This is a genomic window from Flavobacterium sp. (genome assembly GCF_028689845.1).
In the GTDB taxonomy this organism is placed as follows: domain Bacteria; phylum Bacteroidota; class Bacteroidia; order Flavobacteriales; family Flavobacteriaceae; genus Flavobacterium.
This window is the reverse complement of record NZ_JAQVCH010000014.1, coordinates 48,935-66,089: the sequence shown is the minus strand read 5'-3', so window position 1 is coordinate 66,089 and position 17,155 is coordinate 48,935. Positions and strand designations below refer to the sequence as shown.

Sequence of the window (17,155 nt, the reverse complement as noted above, 5' to 3'; positions counted from 1 at the left end):
CTTTTTCTGGAATCATTTCTAACTCTAATAAATAGCGATGGTATTCTGAGTTATTCATGGTTCCTTTCGCTTTAGCTAAACGAAGGGCAATCAAGGTTAAAACGGTAATTTGAGTTGTAAATGCTTTGGTTGAAGCTACTCCAATTTCTGGTCCAGCATGTGTATAAGCTCCCGCATGTGTTTCTCTTGAAATAGAAGAGCCCACAACGTTACAAACTCCAAAAACAAAAGCTCCGTTTTCTTTGGCAAGTTTTATTGCGGCTAAGGTATCGGCCGTTTCTCCCGATTGAGAAATAGCAATGACAATGTCATTTTTATTAATAATCGGATTTCTATATCTAAATTCTGAAGCATATTCTACTTCTACAGGAATTCTTGTAAATTCTTCAATAACATACTCTGCAACTAAGCCTGCATGCCAAGATGTTCCACAAGCCACAATAATGATACGCTCTGCATTTAAGAATCTTTCTAGGTTATCTTCAATACCAGCCATTTGAATGATTCCTTTATTAGACAGTAATCTTCCTCTATAGGTATCTTTAATTACGCTTGGTTGTTCATAAATTTCTTTCAACATAAAATGTTCATAACCACCTTTTTCAATTTGCTCCAAGTTCATTTTTAATTCCTGAACATAAGGATCTACTAAAGTGTCATCTTTAATTTTACGAACTTTGATCGGTTTATGTAAACGTACAATCGCCATTTCTTCATCTTCTAAATAAATTGCATTTGCTGTATATTCAATAAATGGAGAAGCATCAGAAGCAATAAAAAATTCATCTTCACCTACGCCAATTGCTAAAGGACTTCCTAAACGAGCGACTACAATTTCGTCTGGTTTATTTTTATCAAAAACAGCAATTGCATAAGCACCAACCACTTGATTTAAAGCCACCTGAACAGCTTTTCCTAATTTATAACCGTGTTTCATTTGAACATCTTCAATCAAATTCACTAATACTTCGGTATCGGTATCGGAATGAAACACATAGCCTCTTTTGATTAATTCTTTCTTTAATGGCTCATAATTTTCAATGATTCCATTATGAATGATAGCGAGATTTCCAGAATTGGATAAATGTGGGTGTGAGTTCACATCATTCGGTACACCGTGAGTAGCCCAACGCGTATGTCCGATTCCAACAGAGCCAAAGAAATTTTTATCTTTTGCAGACACTTCTTCTAAATCGGTTACTTTCCCTTTTGTTTTAGAGATTTTTAAATCTTTTCCATCATAAAGCATGACTCCAGCACTATCATAACCTCTATACTCTAGACGTTTTAATCCTTTAATCACAATAGAATAGGCATCTCTTTTGCCAATATATCCAACAATTCCACACATATAATTTACTATTTAATCAGGTTTGGTGTAATAAATTTCAAGTTTTAATCTTTTGTCCAAAGATACAGAAGTTTTACTTCCGTACAACACTGTGCCTAAAGGATTTAAAACAGAAGCAGTAGGCACTTTTTTTAATCCAGAGGCGGTTTGATTTTTTACAGCGTAATTATCAACATTTGCGATAGATTCGGTCACTACTAATCCAAGTCGGACATTTGTTGAATCGGCATTTTTTAACAATTGTGTAATATGATTTGTTAATCTAATTTTATAAAGGGTTCCTTTGCCATCTTCTTTCACAATCATACCGCTATAAACACGTTTGCCGAATTTAGGCTTAACAGAATTGGTGGTTTGATCGGTATAATAATCAAAAATAGGACGGTTATTATTCAAATCGTATAAATAAATTCGGTTAGGTTCTTTCGTATTAGCCATCTTATCTTTATCAATATAAAAAGTAAGATTTGCTTCATTGATTAACCAGTCTTTAGCTCGGTATTCTTCTAGTTCGGCAGATTGACCGTTTGCATCGCGTCCAAATAAATCGATAATAGTCATAGAACCTGAGCCACCATTTACATACAGACGCTCATCACCCAAAGAGGAGGACGCCGATGCTAATGCTGAAGCATAATCGGGCTTACGCTCTTGATTCACTAGGCTTACCGTAGAACCTGAAAGTGATAGAATTAATGTTTTTTCTACACGATCTGGAGTTTCTTGACCTTGCACCGCTTTATCTTCTTTATACTTTATGGTTATTTTTCCGCCTTTAAAATTCATCATCGCCAAGCTACTCCCGTTCGGTTCTGCCGCTGATTGTTCAACCTTAAAGTATAATCCTCTAAAATATTCTCTAAATACATTATTGTTTTCTAGTTTCCCAATCGAATTCCCGCCAATAATTTTCTTTTGAAAGAAATCTTTGTTCAATTTTAAATACATTCCTGGTGCGGAGCGATTAATTGTTTGTTTACCATCGGCATCCACAATTGTATCTCTAATCTGAGCGGCATTAAAAAAAAACTCGTCATTATCCACTACATCTTCGCCATTATTTAATCGTTCACCATTTGGAATAGAAGCACCGTCAGAAGCCGCTCCTTTTTTATTAATTTCAAAATCAGTTACTTGATCTGAATAATATTTTTGAGCATTCGTAAAATTTGAAGATGGATCAAAATCACGCAATAAATAACCATTTTCAAAAATGCTTAATTTAATTTTTGATGTTCCATAAATCGAATCTAAAGTATAGGTTGTATTTCCATCTTCAACAAGTACTGATTTACTAAAATAAGGAATATAAAGCGTGACCTCTTCTACTTCTGGCTGTGCTGTAATGATGGTAAAAGATGGAACCGGTTCTGGCAATAAAACCTGTGTCACAAAATGAGCTGTTTGCGACCCAAAAGTTGGATTATGGTAAATTCCCAACGGATTTATCACTAAATTATTCGTTTGAACAACACCCAAATCTTCATTAAACGCAACAACTGTTACATCTTTATCTGGATCACCAAAGGTATAATGGTTGTCGCCTACTAAATCGGCTCCAATGGTATTATAATCTTTATCACACGAAACCATCCACAAACTCAGGAAAACAATTAGGAAAAATTGTACTGTTTTTTTTGTAAGCATTTTTTTAATAAAATAATTTATAGTACTTGATTTTTATAGAAATTGAGGTAATGCTCGGCATAATCCTCTTTCGGGAAGAAAGGTAAAAAAGGTTTTTCTGAAGATTCTATAAATTTTGTTAAACTTGAAGTTAATGATTCAGACGCAACAATCACAGCATCAGAATGTTGTATTGATGCTTTAATAAGGTTCTCATAATTAGGCTCTTTTAAAACCTGAATAGCCGATTCGGGAACGCCATCAAATTTGATTTTATTTAAAAGTTCATTGTTAAGATTGCCTTCAAAAGATTTAGCATAAACAGAGGTCACAATTTTCGTGTTAGAAAAAAGTGCTTCATCTTTATAATAATGCTTCATATAAATAGGTAATAAAGAAGCCATCCAACCATGAACGTGGATAATATCTGGCACCCAGTTTAATTTTTTAACGGTTTCTACTACTCCTTTTGCAAAAAAGATAGCTCGTTCATCATTGTCTTCATACAACTTACCATCTTCATCTTCAAAAGTAGCTTTGCGTTTGAAATACTCATCATTATCTATAAAATAAACTTGAATTCGTTCTTTAGGAATAGAAGCAACCTTAATAATAAGAGGCATATCCAAATCATTAACTACTAAATTCATCCCAGACAATCGAATTACTTCATGTAATTGATGTCTTCTTTCATTAATGTTTCCATATCGCGGCATGAATATTCTGATTTGACCTCCTTGATCATTGACCATTTTAGGAACGTCATACGACATAATGGACACTTCATTTTCCGCCAAATAAGGCACTACTTCAGATGATACATACAATATCCTCTTATCCTCCATATTATTTTGAACTTTATTGATTAGATTTTAAAATCATGCAAAAATACAAAATTTTACGCAAATATTTAAGTAAAATAGTAAGTTTGCAACTCAAATCTTAAAAAATACATGCTCATTTTCAACAAACAAAGCTTTCTTATAGAGCATTTAGCCCCGTTTTGGACATCTAAAACCAGCATTGGTTTTGTTCCTACCATGGGTGCTCTTCACGCGGGACACTTATCATTACTAGCTAAATCTTTAGAAAATAATGCCATAACCGTAATTAGTATATTTGTAAACCCAACGCAATTTAATAATCCAGAAGACTTAGCAAAATATCCGCGTACCTTAGACCGCGATATCGAGAAAATTGAGTCTTTATCGAAGGATATTATCGTATTTGCTCCTACAGTTGAAGATATTTATGCTCAACAAATTGTTTCTAAAACGTTTCAATATGATGGCTTAGAAAATCAAATGGAAGGCAAACATCGTCCAGGCCATTTTGATGGAGTTGGCACCATTGTAAAGCGATTATTTGAAATTATAAAACCAACACATGCCTATTTTGGCGAAAAAGATTTTCAGCAATTACAAATTGTAAAAAAATTAGTTCAAAAAAACAATATTCCTGTTCAAATTGTAGGATGTCCGATTCATCGGGAAGAAAATGGTTTAGCGTTGAGCTCCCGAAATGAACGATTATCAACTGCCGAACGAAAGGAAGCAGCACTCATTTTTAAAACCTTGACGGAAGCTAAAATGTGGTTTGGCACGAAAAGTGCAAGAGAAGTTACGACTTTTGTTGAAAACGTATTTAAAAACCATGCTACAATGAGTTTAGAATATTTTGAAATTGCCGATGAAACTAGCCTAATAACGTGTCTTCGGAAATCGAAAAACAAACAATATCGAGCTTTTATTGCTGTTTTTGTGAACAACATTCGATTGATTGATACCATTTCATTAAAATAATTATCTTTGTCCCATGCAAATTCAAGTTGTAAAATCCAAAATTCACCGCGTAAAGGTGACCGGAGCAGATTTAAATTATATCGGTAGCATTACCATTGACGAAGCATTGATGGAAGCTTCTAACCTTGTAGAAGGCGAAAAAGTTTCAATTGTCAATATTAATAATGGCGAACGTTTAGAAACTTATGCTATTAAAGGAAACCGAAATAGCGGCGAAATCACACTTAATGGCCCCGCAGCTAGAAAAGTTCAAAAAGGCGATATTATTATCATTATTGCATACGGCATTATTGATTTTGAAGAAGCTAAATCGTTTAAACCCGCTTTAGTTTTTCCGAACGAAAAAGATAATTCGTTGACCTAATTTTGAAAAAATCAATCCGAAAATGGTTGACTATCCTCATTCCTCTTTTTTTAGGAATTGCCATTATATGGTATCAATTTTCAAGTTTGACGCCAAGCGAAATTGATAAAATCAAAAATAGTTTTCAAAAAGCCAATTATTTCTATATCCTTTTATCCTTAGTAATCGCTTGTGGTGCCTATTGGTCTAGAGCTTATCGGTGGAAATATGCGTTAAACCACTTGGGCTATCAAACCCATTTTTACAATAATTTTTGTACTGTTTCAGTTTCTTATTTGGTTAATCTTACCGTGCCTCGCTCTGGCGAAATCTCACGGGCGGCTTTAATCCGAAAGTATGAAAACGTGCCATTTGATAAAGCTTTTGGCACCATTGTGGCCGAACGCTTTGTAGATTTAATGATTTTTTTCTTGTTTGTTTTTATAAGTTTTATACTGCAATTCGACACGCTCTATCAATTTTTAGTAGACAAAAATGTTTCCCTTAAAACCATACTTCTTTTTATAGGAATTGGTTTTTTGCTATTTGTCCTTTTTTTACTGATTTGGATTTATGCCGAATGGAATATTATTAAAAAATTGAAGCAAAAATTGGCCGGTTTAACCGAAGGAATGGCCAGTATTTTTAGAATGAAAAACAAATGGAACTACCTATTTCATTCTTTTTTTATCTGGTTTTGCTATTTGTTAATGTTTTATGTAACCATTTTTGCCATGCCTGAAACCGCAAACATGGGTTTTGATATAGTAGTCATGGGCTTCATTTTTGGCAGTTTAGCAGTTGGATTTACCAATGGCGGCTTAGGTGCTTACCCGCTTTCTATCGCTTTAATTCTTTCTTTGTATGGAATTTCAAATGATGTAGGAACTGCTTTTGGCTGGCTGGTTTGGACTTCACAAACTTTATTAACCATCGTTCTTGGACTAGCTTCTTATTTATTTTTGCCAATCGCAAACAAAAACAAATAATTTACTATCTTGCTTTCGAAAACGAAGTTTTTTTTATAGAGCTTCCAAAAAACAGACCCTATGCGATTAGTCCAAATAGCACTACTAGTTTTGTGTACCTCTTCCGTTTTTTCACAAAAAACTATCGAAACATTTACTTCCAAAAAACTCGGGGCAGATCGAGAAATTTACATTAGCTTACCTTCTTCCTATGAAAAAGATACTAAAAGAAATTACCCGCTCGTTCTTGTTTTAGATGCAGAATATTTATTTGATCCGTTTCAAGGAGCGATTAAATATGGTAATTATTGGGATGATTTGCCCGAAGTAATTATGGTTGGAATTACGCAGAATAAAAACCAAGAACGTTTTGACGACAGCATTTTTGATGAAGAATCGGGTTTGCCAGATACTACAGGAGCAAATTTTTTCGATTTTATAGGCACGGAGCTTATGCCCTATTTACAAAAAACCTATCGGATGGCTCCGTTTAAAATTATTGCGGGACACGATACCACAGCTGGATTTATTAACTTTTATTTATACAAAGACAATCCTATTTTCAATGCTTATATTGCATTAAGCCCAGACATGGCAACGGATATGGAAAACAGAATTCCGCAACGATTAGGTGCCATTTCAAACCCAATTTACTACTATCTTTCTACAGCGGATGGCGATTTGAAAAAAATGCAGGAAAAGATAAAAGATGTCGACGCAAAAGTAAAAGCAATTAACAACACAACGCTCAATTATAAATTTGATGAATTTATTGGTGCTTCACATTATTCTTTAGTATTACATTCTATCCCCAATGCGTTATATCAATTTTTTGCAGTTTATCAACCGATTACTTCGACTGAGTTTAATGAAAAAATTGTGAAATTAGAATCAGGTTACGTAGAATACCTCAAACAAAAATATGACTTATTAGAAAAATCATTGAATATTAAAATGCCCATTCGTTTAAATGATTTTAGAGCGATTGAAGCTGCTATTGTTAGAAATAAAGCGTACAATGAATTTGACGAACTCTCTATTTTAGCCGATAAATATTATGGCAAAACCATGTTGCCTGATTATTTTATGGCAACCATGTATGAGCGAAAAGAAGATTTTAAACGAGCTCAAAAATATTATTTAAGTGCTTTTCAAAAAGAACCGATTTACAATTTGGACAAAGACATGATGTACGACAAATCGGAAGAAATGAAGCAAATGCAAAAGTAAAATGGCCAAAGTTAAAACGTCCTTTTTTTGTCAAAACTGCGGAACACAATATTCTAAATGGCAAGGACAATGTAATGCTTGTAAGGAATGGAATACGATTGTGGAAGAAATTATTCAAAAAGAAGAAAAATCCAGTTGGAAACCTTCTTCTACTGAAAGCCGAAAAGCCCCCAAACCACTTCGGATTAAAGACATTGATTCGACACAAGAAATTCGTTTAAACACGACCGATGGCGAACTTAATCGGGTTTTAGGTGGCGGATTGGTTCCTGGTTCCTTAACTTTGTTAGGCGGTGAACCCGGTATCGGAAAAAGCACACTTTTACTCCAAATTTCATTACAATTACCATTCAAAACCTTATACGTTTCAGGAGAAGAAAGTCAGAAACAAATTAAAATGCGTGCCGAACGGATTACGCCAAACGGCGACAATTGCTTTATTTTAACAGAAACCAAAACACAAAATATTTTTAAACAAATTCAGGAAATAGAACCTGAAATCGTTATTATTGATTCCATTCAAACCTTACATACCGACTATATTGAGTCCTCCGCAGGAAGTATTTCACAAATTAGAGAATGTACGGCAGAACTCATCAAATTTGCCAAAGAAACCAATGTTCCAGTACTTTTAATTGGTCACATTACGAAAGATGGAACAATTGCTGGGCCAAAGATTTTGGAGCATATGGTCGATACTGTTTTGCAATTTGAAGGCGACAGAAATCACGTTTACCGAATTTTAAGAGCCTTAAAAAACCGGTTTGGTTCAACAGCCGAAATTGGCATTTATGAAATGCAAGGTTCTGGCTTGCGAGAAGTATCCAATCCGTCTGAAATATTAATTTCGCATAAAGACGAAGAGCTTTCTGGAACCGCAATTGCTTCTACTTTGGAAGGCATGCGACCCTTGATGATTGAAATCCAAGCCTTAGTCAGCACAGCAGTTTACGGAACACCGCAGCGAAGCACAACGGGTTATAACGCCAAAAGATTGAATATGATTTTGGCCGTTTTAGAAAAACGTGCGGGCTTTCGTTTGGGAGCCAAAGATGTTTTCTTGAATGTGACAGGTGGAATTTCTGTGGATGATCCAGCGATTGATTTGGCTGTTGTAGCGGCAATTTTATCCTCGAATGAAGATATTCCTGTTGGCAAAAACTTTTGTTTTGCAGGAGAAATTGGATTAGCAGGAGAAATTCGTCCTGTGAATCGTGTTGAACAACGCATCTTAGAAGCAGAAAAACTCGGTTTCTCCACAATATTTGTTTCAAAATACAATAAAATCTCGCTGAAAGACACCTTAATTCAAGTGAAATTAGTGGCGAAGATTGAAGATGTAGTGGGGGAATTGTTTGGATAAATCATTTAAAAACTTTCAAGAAAACTTCTTTATAATTCACTGAAATCTCAATTTCAGTTTCATCAAAAAGCATCACATAACCACCCAACGATTTGTGATAGGATTTTACATAATTTAAATTGATGATGTGCGATTTGTGCACACGCATGAAAGGCAAAGACAACATTTCTTCAAAATGTTTCAAAAACCGACAAACCATTTTTTTGCTTCCATCTTTTAAATAGATGTCGGTGAAATTACCGTTGCCTCGCAGGCGAACGATTTCGTCCATTTTTACGACTTCAAAACCTTCTAAAGTGGGCAAAATAACTTGTTGCTTTTCGATTTTGGATTCGCGAAAATTTTGAACAATAATTTCATTTCTATTGAACACTTCGTATTTTAACAGTTGTTGTTGCACTTTATTGACGGCCAAAATCAATTCTTCAATGCTTAACGGTTTCAACAAATAATAGGCCGCACTTTGGTTCAAGGCTCGTAGCGAATATTCTGAAAAAGCAGTGACAAAAATGGTTTCAAAAGTTAAATTTTTACACCCTTCTAATACATCAAAGGCATTTCCGAATGGCATTTCTACATCTAAAAAAACCAATTGTGGTTGCAACTCCTGCAACAACGGAATTGCTTCTTTAGCATGATGAGCTTCGCCAACAATCTCAATTTGCGGACAATATTTTGTTAAATAATTTTTTAAAGCTTCGCGAGCTGCCGATTCATCCTCAACAATAACACTTTTTATTTTCTTAAAATCATTCATATTATTTTAGTGGTTTTTAAAAAATAAAGGTTAACCAAGGTTCCAACCCCATCGGTTCCGTTCGAAATTGTATAGGAAATTTGCTGATGATACAAATCGTTCAACAAACTAATGCGTTCTTGCACATTGTTCAACCCTCTAGATTCGTGCACTTTTTGATTTTCTGTTTTCAACTCTTTACTTTTTTCAAAGCCAATACCGTCATCTACAATCGAAACTTTTATAAAATTATTTTCTTCCACAAAAGTCACTTTTAAATTTCCGATGGTTTCTCGGTACCGTAATCCATGCCAAATAGCATTTTCTAAATGCGGTTGAATCAACATATTCGGAACTAAAATACTATCCGTTTCTGTTTTATCGTCTATCGTAATCTCGTAATTAAATTTGTCTTGAAAACGCAAATGTTCTAAAGCCAAATATTTTTTTATTTGTTCCACTTCATTCGTCAAGGTAATAAAATCTTTGTTGGAGGATTCCATCATGTTTCGCATCAAATTAGAATAGGAAGTCAAGTATTTATTGGCTTCCAATTCTTTATTTTGAGCAATAAATTGGTTGACGCTGTTTAAACTATTAAAAATAAAATGCGGATTCATTTCTCGCCGAAGCGATTGTAACGCAATTTTTTTGTTTTTGGTTTTGATGGAAAACAAAGCTTTGGCGATCAATCCCAATAAAATCAACATTAAAATCACGGAACCAATCAAGACATAATTGAATTTATTTTTCTTGGTAATTAATTCGTCTTTTAAAGCTCTTTCCTTTTCTAATTGCTTAATTTTTTCTTCGGTAACTTGAAATATTTTAGCATCTACCAACGAACTATCCGCTAGCACCATTCGGTCAAAATCATTTAAAAATTGGTCGTATAATTCAATCGCTTTGGTTTCATTCCCTCGTTTTCTATAATAATCTGAAAGAGCCAACATCGCTTTCTTGGCATCAAATGTTCGTCCGTTTTTTAACGCTAAGCGATAGGTTTCTTCTAACACTAAAACGCCTTTGTCATCGTTTTTATTTTGAAAATATAAACTTGCCAACGTTTGCTGTTGTTCGATTTGTTGAGCAATACTTCCCAATTTTTCTGCATCTGAGATGGTGTTTTTAGTAATCTCGATGGCCTTTTCTACTTCATTATCAGAAGCATAAACTTTAGAAATTTCACTTTTTAATTTTAAAATTTCTTCTGGTTTATCTTTAGAAACGGCGATGGCTTTTTCATAATTTTCAATCGCCCTACTTTTATTTTCCGATTTTAAATCGACTACCGCTTTCTGTTTATAGACTTCTGCCGCAGCTTCTAAATTCCCTTCTTTTTCTAAAATTTTAACATTGGATTCTAAATATTCCGATTGAACACTTGGGTTTGAATTTTGCAAACGGCTTGCATCATTCGAGTTTACCCTAGAATAGCCCGCATCTATCGTTTCTTCACTAGCCGACTGGTAATTAGAAATAGCTTCCTTATACTTTTTTTGTTTCTCTTGAATTTGAGCAATGAAACGGGTTGTGCTGGCAATTTTTTCTTTGTTCTTTTGCTTTTGATAAATTGGCAATGCTCTTTTTAAATAATCCTCCGCTTTCGCGTAAGCCTCTTTTTTTTCCAATTCCTTAGCTAACTCTACATACTTATCAGCGGTCGCTTCTGGATTGCTTTTAGCTAGCGTTTCCTCAACTTCTTTTGCTTTTTTGCTCACCGAAGATTCACTCACTTTTGTTTTGATGCTATCTTGAGCAACCATTAACAAAGGGAAAAGCAAAAAAAGAATAACAATTTTCAGACGATTAGGCATATCATTTTTATTATAGTGTAAAGTAAGAAAATAAAATTGGGTAAAAAAACACCTTTCACCAAGTCAAAAAAGGGTTTCACCAAGTTGCTCCATTTCCCTTATTGGTAGTTTTTACTTTTACTGAAATTAATCGTTTAACCACAAAAATAAATCCATATGAAAAATGTACTGCTCACTTTCGCTCTTTTCACCTCAACCCTTATGATGAGTTGTGAAAACAAAAATCCCGCTCTACTTTCTATCAACAGACCAGAGCCGATTGTAATCCACGAAAACAAGCCGGATGAAACCAAAGGGAACATTCAAGTTGCCTTACTGTTAGACACCTCAAGTAGCATGGATGGTTTAATTGACCAAGCCAAATCGCGTTTATGGAATATTGTCAACACCTTAACGACTTTAAAGTATGAAGGAAAAACGCCTTCCATTGAAATTTCACTTTACGAATATGGAAACAGTGGTCTTAGTCCGTCAAGCGATTATATCCGACAAATTGTTCCTTTAACAACCGATTTAGATTTAATTTCGGAACATTTATTTTCTCTACGCACTAATGGCGGCAGCGAATTTTGCGGTGCAGTTATTAAAGAGGCAAGCAGCAAATTAGCTTGGAAAGAGGGCAGCCAAAACATGAAATTGATTTATATTTCGGGCAATGAACCTTTTAATCAAGGAAGTATTTCCTATAAAGAAGCGATTGCCGATGCCGCTAAAAAAGGAATTTACATCAACACGATTTTTTGTGGCAATTACCAAGAAGGCATTCAAACATTTTGGAAAGACGGAGCCGATGTAGGTCAGGGAAAATATTTCAACATCGATTCCAATGCCAAAGTAATTTATATTGCAACGCCTTATGATGACCAAATTACAAAATGTAATACACGATTAAACGCGACCTATATTGGCTATGGCTCGAAAGGTGTTTCTAAAAAAATGAGTCAAGAAGTTGAAGATTCTAATGCTCAATCCATCTCAGGAGCCAATTATGCGGAACGAGCGGTAAGTAAATCAAAAACTGTTTATAAAAATGAAAGTTGGGACTTGGTTGATATGAACAAAAAAGATACAAAAGCGCTTGAAGCCTTAAAAAAAGAAGATTTACCAGTAGCCCTTCAGTCGAAAACTAAAGAAGAAATTAAAGTCATTATTGCCGAAAAAACAAAAGAACGAGAGACAGTTCAAAAAGAAATTGCAACATTGGCCAAAAAACGACAAGAATTTATTGATACTGAAACAAAAAAAACCAAATCGCAAGACGATTTAGGCGATGCAATGGCCGGTTCTATTGTTTCTTTAGCGAAAACAAAAGGTTATATTGTGGAGAAATAATTTTATTTGAATAGTCTAAAAATGTAAGCCTGTTAAACACAAATTTAGCAGGCTCTCATTTTTTACTGATTATAATTCACAGAATTCTAAAAACAAAACAATTGAAAATCTATAAGTTAGCACCGTTTTAAATTATTTTTAATTAAATTTACCCTAATAAAAAACAATTTAATACGATGAAAAAAACACTGCTTTTAATTTTATGCCTTATTTCATTTCCGATTTGGTCGCAAACCATCGGGCTTCAGACCTTTGCCACTGGCTTATCCAATCCTGTTGCGGTTACTCATGCTGGCGATTCGAGGTTGTTTGTCGTTCAACGAAGTGGAGCCATCCGAATTGTAAATACAGATGGTTCAATTAATGCTACTCCATTTTTAACGTTAACTTCTAGTACAATATTATCAGGAGGAGAACAAGGGTTATTAGGACTCGCTTTTCATCCTGATTATGCCACGAATGGAAGTTTTTATGTGAATTATACTAGAGCTGGAGATGGGGCAACCGTGATTGCACAATATACTGTGAGTGATTCAGACCCAAATAGTGCGAATCCTAATAGTGCATTGGTATTACTAACCATTCCACAACCTTATGGAAATCACAATGGCGGTTCTTTAGTTTTTGGGCCAGATGGTTATTTATATATCGGAATGGGCGATGGCGGCAGTGGTGGCGACCCTCAAAACAATGCTCAAAACATTAATTCGTTATTAGGAAAAATGTTACGAATTGACGTTGATGTAGCCACTGGATATGGAATTCCTTCTGATAACCCTTTTGTTGGAATAGCAGGAGAGGATGAAATTTGGGCGATTGGCATGCGAAATCCATGGAAATTTTCATTTGACAAACAAACGGGCGATTTATGGATTGCCGATGTAGGTCAAAACACACGAGAAGAAATCAATAAAATTGCGAGCCCATTAACGCCAGGACTTAATTTTGGCTGGAGATGTTATGAAGCAAATCTTACTTATAATACTACGGGTTGTTTGCCTGCTTCCAACTACACAATGCCTATTTCTACTTATAATTTAGGCAATGGGTTTTGTTCTATTACCGGGGGATATGTATACCGTGGCAGCACTTACGCAACGATGCAAGGAAAATATTTTTTATCTGATTATTGTGCGAGTAAAATCGGATGGGTTAGCAATAACAGCGGAGCAATTACTTGGACCTCAAGTTTTGGCGGCAGTATTGTTAGTTTTGGCGAAGACATTAACGGCGAATTATATGTTGTGGGTCTTTCAAACGGAACTATTTCAAAACTAATTGATTCCGCTTTAAATATTTCTGATTTCGAAAAAAGCGGATTATTGTTATCACCTAATCCTGCCTCTACTTTTTTTACGATTAAAAACGTAAACGGATTGGCTCTAAGTCAATTAGCGATTTATGATTTGACAGGAAAAATGGTTAAAAAGCAAAGCCTTAACAACGCCGAACAAACAACTATTTCTACAGAAAATCTAACTACTGGATTATATTTCGTATCGGTTGAAGATGAAAATGGAAAACGCTTTCAGACAAAACTAGCAGTAAATTAGTTAGCAGTTTACGGTCGCAGTTTTCAGAAACACTGTAAACTGCGACTGTAAATCACTGACTTAATTAAGGTGCAGGATTAGGAATTAATTCATGAATTTTTTCAATTTCCAATAAAACTTCTGGAGATAATACCGTATCAAACGCATGAATATTCTCTTCCAGTTGTGCTAAGCTTGTTGCTCCAATAATGGTTGACATTACTAAAGATTGTTGGTTCACAAAAGCCAAAGCCATTTGTGTTGAAGTCATGCCATTTGCTTCTGCTAAATTTTTGTATAATTGAGTTGCTTTAAAGCAGTTTTCATTGGTATACCTTACAAAGTTCGGGAAGGTTTTCATGCGGGATTTTTCAGGAAAACCAGTTAAATATTTTCCGGTTAAAAAACCAAAACCTAGCGGAGAATAGGCCATTAAACCAACATTTTCTCGCAAACACATTTCAGACAAACCTACTTCATACAGACGGTTTAATAAGGAATAGGGGTTTTGAATTGTTACGATTCTTGGTAAATTATGGCGTTCACTTTCTTGTAAAAAACGCATCACCCCATACGGATTTTCGTTTGAAAGACCAATGTGCTTGATTTTTCCTTGTTTGATTAAACCATCATACGTAGTAAGCACATCCAAAACAGAATCGCTCCATTGTTCATCAAGCTGCTGAAGGCCTCTTTTGCCAAACATATTCATGATTCGCTCTGGCCAATGCATTTGATATAAATCGATATAATCCGTTTGTAGATTTTTTAAACTAAGTTCAATGGCATCCGTAATATTTTTCTTTGAAAAATCTAATGGTTTTCGGATGTATTCCATTCCTCTGTTTGGCCCAGCGATTTTAGTCGCCAAAACCACTTCTTCTCTTTTACCTGATTTTTTTATCCAAGAGCCAATATATCTTTCTGTACTTCCAAAAATTTGAGCATTTCCGCCAATCGGATACATTTCGGCAGTATCAATAAAGTTTATCCCTTTTTCTAAAGCATAATCCAGCTGTGAATGAGCTTCTGCTTCGGTATTTTGATTACCAAAAGTCATTGTTCCCAAACAGATTTTACTGATTTTTAGGGTGGTGTTTGGAAGGGTGGTGTAGTTCATTTTCTAAGTTGCTGAGTATCTTAGTAACTTTCTACAAATCATTCAACATTTTAGAAATTTCATCTAATTTTGGCGTTAAGATAATTTCAATTCTTCGATTTTTGGCTTTCCCTTCTGCAGTTTCATTAGGCATCAATGGGGCAAACTCACCACGACCTGCGGCAGTTAAATTCTTTTTATCAATTCCTTTGTTATCTGCTAAAATATTGACAATCGCTGTGGCTCTTTTAGTCGATAAATCCCAGTTATTTTCAATTCCGCCACCAATCGAACCTAGAATTTTATCATTATCTGTATGTCCTTCAATTAAAACGGTAATATCTGGGTTTTGAGCCAAGACTTTTCCAACTTCCACCACGGCTCTTTTTCCTTCCGTTCCAACGGCCCAACTTCCGGTTTGAAATAGTAATTTGTTTTCCATAGAAACATATACTTTTCCGTTTTTTTGTTCCACTGTTAAGCCTTTTCCTTCAAAACTATTTAAGGCTTTTGATAAGGTTTCTTTCAGTTTTCGCATGCTTTCTTCTTTTGCAGAAATCATGTTTTCTAAATCGGTTACACGTTGTGAGCGTTCTTTTAAATCGGATTGTAATTTATTTAAACGGTCTTGTTCAGCAGCCAAAGCTTTTTCTTTTGCATCTAATTGAGCCAATAGTTCTCTGTTTTTCTGCATGTTTGCTTTTAAAGCTTCATCTGAATTTTTCTCTAAAGCAGAATAAGAATCCGTTAAGGTTTTCATATTATTAGTCGCAGTTGCTAAATCATTTTGCAATTTATCACGTTCCGCTTTAATTTTAGCTAACTCCTCTTGATTGGCTTTTAAATCGACTTCTAATTTGTTTTTTGTTTTTTCTAAACCATGATTTTCATCATTTAATTGCCGCTGCTCTTTTTTAAGATTGGCATATTTGCCTTCTAAATCGTTGTACACTTTTTTAGAAACACAAGAAGTAGACAAAATGACTACTAATAACACGAGGGAAACTTTTTTGAACATAAGGCTTAATTATTTGAGGTTTTTTGTTAATCAATTTCTACTACGATTGGACAATGATCGGAATGTTTAGCTTCTGATAAAATAACCGCTCGTTTTAACCTACTACGCATCGGTTCGCTTACCAAATGGTAATCAATTCGCCATCCTTTATTGTTATTGCGAGCATTTGCACGATAACTCCACCACGAATACTGATGCGGTTCTTTATTAAAATGGCGAAAACTATCGATAAATCCGCTTTTCATAAATCCGTCTAGCCAGCGGCGTTCTTCGGGTAAAAATCCAGAAACTTTAGCATTCCGAATAGGATCATGAATATCAATGGCTTCATGACAAATATTATAATCGCCACCAATAATTAAATTGGGAATTTCTAGTTTTAGCGTATTGATATAGGATTGAAATTCATCCATATAATTGAACTTATGTTCCAATCTATCAAAATTTGTTCCCGAAGGTAAATACAAACTCATTATCGAAAAATCTTCAAAATCGGCTCTGATGTTTCTGCCTTCCAAATCCATCGAAGTAATTCCGGTTCCGTAAACTACGTTTTTGGGTTCTGTCTTGCTTAAAATGGCCACACCACTATATCCTTTTTTTTGAGCAGAAAAATAATACTGAAAAGGATAACCCGCTTTAGTAATTGCTTCTGTATCTATCTGATCTACCGTGGCTTTAATTTCTTGTAAACAAATCACATCTGGATTTGCTTGGGTTAACCATTCCAAAAAACCTTTCGTTATGGCTGCCCGAATGCCATTCACATTATAAGAAATAATTCGCATGTAACGTTTTTATAAAGTTTCTCAAAAATAGACAAAAACACGGACTAACAAAACGGTGTAATAGAATTATAATAAATGTTTAACAAGTTCACTGTTTTAAGTTTTAATTTAGAATTTACTTTCTCTATTTATTACTATATTTGTTTCTTG

15 protein-coding genes are annotated in these 17,155 nt (G+C 34.6%); 7 read left to right on the top strand and 8 right to left on the bottom strand.

Annotated elements, in window-relative coordinates; all coding sequences use genetic code 11:
• The 3 genes from glmS to PHR76_RS07250 form a co-directional block, all read right to left on the bottom strand.
• Window positions 1-1,351: glutamine--fructose-6-phosphate transaminase (isomerizing) (glmS, locus tag PHR76_RS07260; RefSeq protein WP_300060288.1), on the bottom strand; the 1,351-nt coding region annotated here is incomplete at its 3' end.
• Window positions 1,352-1,363: 12 nt separating this feature from the next.
• Window positions 1,364-2,998, bottom strand: coding sequence for a DUF4270 domain-containing protein (locus PHR76_RS07255; protein WP_300060284.1), 1,635 nt, complete (start codon window positions 2,996-2,998; stop codon window positions 1,364-1,366).
• A gap of 17 nt (window positions 2,999-3,015) precedes the next feature.
• Window positions 3,016-3,822: a glycogen/starch synthase gene (locus PHR76_RS07250; protein WP_300060281.1), complete on the bottom strand. Its 807-nt coding sequence runs from the start codon at window positions 3,820-3,822 to the stop codon at window positions 3,016-3,018.
• A 108-nt stretch (window positions 3,823-3,930) separates the two neighbouring features.
• Between PHR76_RS07250 and panC the strand changes: the two genes are divergently transcribed.
• From panC to radA, 5 genes are read left to right on the top strand one after another with little or no spacing between them, the layout of a single operon-like run.
• Entirely contained in the window at window positions 3,931-4,779 is an 849-nt protein-coding gene (panC, locus tag PHR76_RS07245) for a pantoate--beta-alanine ligase (RefSeq protein WP_300060278.1), read from the top strand.
• A gap of 13 nt (window positions 4,780-4,792) precedes the next feature.
• Complete coding sequence (gene panD, locus PHR76_RS07240; RefSeq protein ID WP_300060275.1) at window positions 4,793-5,143, top strand: aspartate 1-decarboxylase; 351 nt, start codon at window positions 4,793-4,795, stop codon at window positions 5,141-5,143.
• Between the two features lie 2 nt (window positions 5,144-5,145).
• Window positions 5,146-6,111: a lysylphosphatidylglycerol synthase transmembrane domain-containing protein gene (locus PHR76_RS07235; protein ID WP_300060272.1), complete on the top strand. Its 966-nt coding sequence runs from the start codon at window positions 5,146-5,148 to the stop codon at window positions 6,109-6,111.
• Between the two features lie 60 nt (window positions 6,112-6,171).
• Window positions 6,172-7,320 (top strand): alpha/beta hydrolase-fold protein, encoded by a 1,149-nt coding sequence (locus PHR76_RS07230; RefSeq protein WP_300060269.1) that lies wholly within the window; start codon window positions 6,172-6,174, stop codon window positions 7,318-7,320.
• A gap of 1 nt (window position 7,321) precedes the next feature.
• The gene (gene radA, locus PHR76_RS07225; protein ID WP_300060265.1) at window positions 7,322-8,683 is read left to right on the top strand and encodes a DNA repair protein RadA; all 1,362 of its coding nucleotides are present in this window, start codon (window positions 7,322-7,324) and stop codon (window positions 8,681-8,683) included.
• A 1-nt stretch (window position 8,684) separates the two neighbouring features.
• Here radA and PHR76_RS07220 read toward each other — a convergent pair whose 3' ends face one another.
• Together PHR76_RS07220 and PHR76_RS07215 are read right to left on the bottom strand one after the other, a co-directional pair.
• A complete protein-coding gene (locus PHR76_RS07220; RefSeq protein ID WP_300060262.1) occupies window positions 8,685-9,440 on the bottom strand; it encodes a LytTR family DNA-binding domain-containing protein in 756 nt (251 codons plus the stop codon).
• Window positions 9,437-11,236, bottom strand: a complete 1,800-nt coding sequence (locus PHR76_RS07215; protein WP_300060260.1) for a histidine kinase — start codon at window positions 11,234-11,236, stop codon at window positions 9,437-9,439. Before PHR76_RS07215 ends, PHR76_RS07220 begins: the two co-directional genes overlap by 4 nt.
• A gap of 156 nt (window positions 11,237-11,392) precedes the next feature.
• Here PHR76_RS07215 and PHR76_RS07210 point away from each other — a divergent pair, with 156 nt between their 5' ends.
• On the top strand, window positions 11,393-12,568 hold the full coding sequence (locus PHR76_RS07210; protein WP_300060257.1) for a vWA domain-containing protein: 1,176 nt from the start codon (window positions 11,393-11,395) through the stop codon (window positions 12,566-12,568).
• A gap of 176 nt (window positions 12,569-12,744) precedes the next feature.
• On the top strand, window positions 12,745-14,121 hold the full coding sequence (locus tag PHR76_RS07205; RefSeq protein ID WP_300060254.1) for a PQQ-dependent sugar dehydrogenase: 1,377 nt from the start codon (window positions 12,745-12,747) through the stop codon (window positions 14,119-14,121).
• 64 nt (window positions 14,122-14,185) lie between these two features.
• Here PHR76_RS07205 and PHR76_RS07200 read toward each other — a convergent pair whose 3' ends face one another.
• The 3 genes from PHR76_RS07200 to PHR76_RS07190 are packed head-to-tail and all read right to left on the bottom strand — an operon-like array spanning window position 14,186 to window position 17,005.
• Window positions 14,186-15,220 carry an aldo/keto reductase gene (locus tag PHR76_RS07200; RefSeq protein WP_300060251.1) on the bottom strand — a complete coding sequence of 345 codons (1,035 nt, stop codon included), beginning with the start codon at window positions 15,218-15,220 and terminating at the stop codon, window positions 14,186-14,188.
• Window positions 15,221-15,251: 31 nt separating this feature from the next.
• Window positions 15,252-16,217, bottom strand: coding sequence for an OmpA family protein (locus tag PHR76_RS07195; RefSeq protein ID WP_300060248.1), 966 nt, complete (start codon window positions 16,215-16,217; stop codon window positions 15,252-15,254).
• Window positions 16,218-16,243: 26 nt separating this feature from the next.
• Window positions 16,244-17,005: an exodeoxyribonuclease III gene (locus PHR76_RS07190; RefSeq protein WP_300060245.1), complete on the bottom strand. Its 762-nt coding sequence runs from the start codon at window positions 17,003-17,005 to the stop codon at window positions 16,244-16,246.
• Window positions 17,006-17,155: the final 150 nt, after the last annotated feature.

Bases quoted from the DNA above. Each gene is read 5' to 3' on its own strand.
- PHR76_RS07255 (WP_300060284.1), bottom strand. From the start codon at position 2,998: ATGCTTACAAAAAAAACAGTACAATTTTTCCTAATTGTTTTCCTGAGT.
- PHR76_RS07230 (WP_300060269.1), top strand. From the start codon at position 6,172: ATGCGATTAGTCCAAATAGCACTACTAGTTTTGTGTACCTCTTCCGTT.
- PHR76_RS07190 (WP_300060245.1), bottom strand. From the start codon at position 17,005: ATGCGAATTATTTCTTATAATGTGAATGGCATTCGGGCAGCCATAACG.
- PHR76_RS07195 (WP_300060248.1), bottom strand. From the start codon at position 16,217: ATGTTCAAAAAAGTTTCCCTCGTGTTATTAGTAGTCATTTTGTCTACT.
- PHR76_RS07210 (WP_300060257.1), top strand. From the start codon at position 11,393: ATGAAAAATGTACTGCTCACTTTCGCTCTTTTCACCTCAACCCTTATG.
- PHR76_RS07250 (WP_300060281.1), bottom strand. From the start codon at position 3,822: ATGGAGGATAAGAGGATATTGTATGTATCATCTGAAGTAGTGCCTTAT.
- PHR76_RS07200 (WP_300060251.1), bottom strand. From the start codon at position 15,220: ATGAACTACACCACCCTTCCAAACACCACCCTAAAAATCAGTAAAATC.
- PHR76_RS07220 (WP_300060262.1), bottom strand. From the start codon at position 9,440: ATGAATGATTTTAAGAAAATAAAAAGTGTTATTGTTGAGGATGAATCG.
- panC (WP_300060278.1), top strand. From the start codon at position 3,931: ATGCTCATTTTCAACAAACAAAGCTTTCTTATAGAGCATTTAGCCCCG.
- PHR76_RS07215 (WP_300060260.1), bottom strand. From the start codon at position 11,236: ATGCCTAATCGTCTGAAAATTGTTATTCTTTTTTTGCTTTTCCCTTTG.
- panD (WP_300060275.1), top strand. From the start codon at position 4,793: ATGCAAATTCAAGTTGTAAAATCCAAAATTCACCGCGTAAAGGTGACC.
- radA (WP_300060265.1), top strand. From the start codon at position 7,322: ATGGCCAAAGTTAAAACGTCCTTTTTTTGTCAAAACTGCGGAACACAA.
- PHR76_RS07205 (WP_300060254.1), top strand. From the start codon at position 12,745: ATGAAAAAAACACTGCTTTTAATTTTATGCCTTATTTCATTTCCGATT.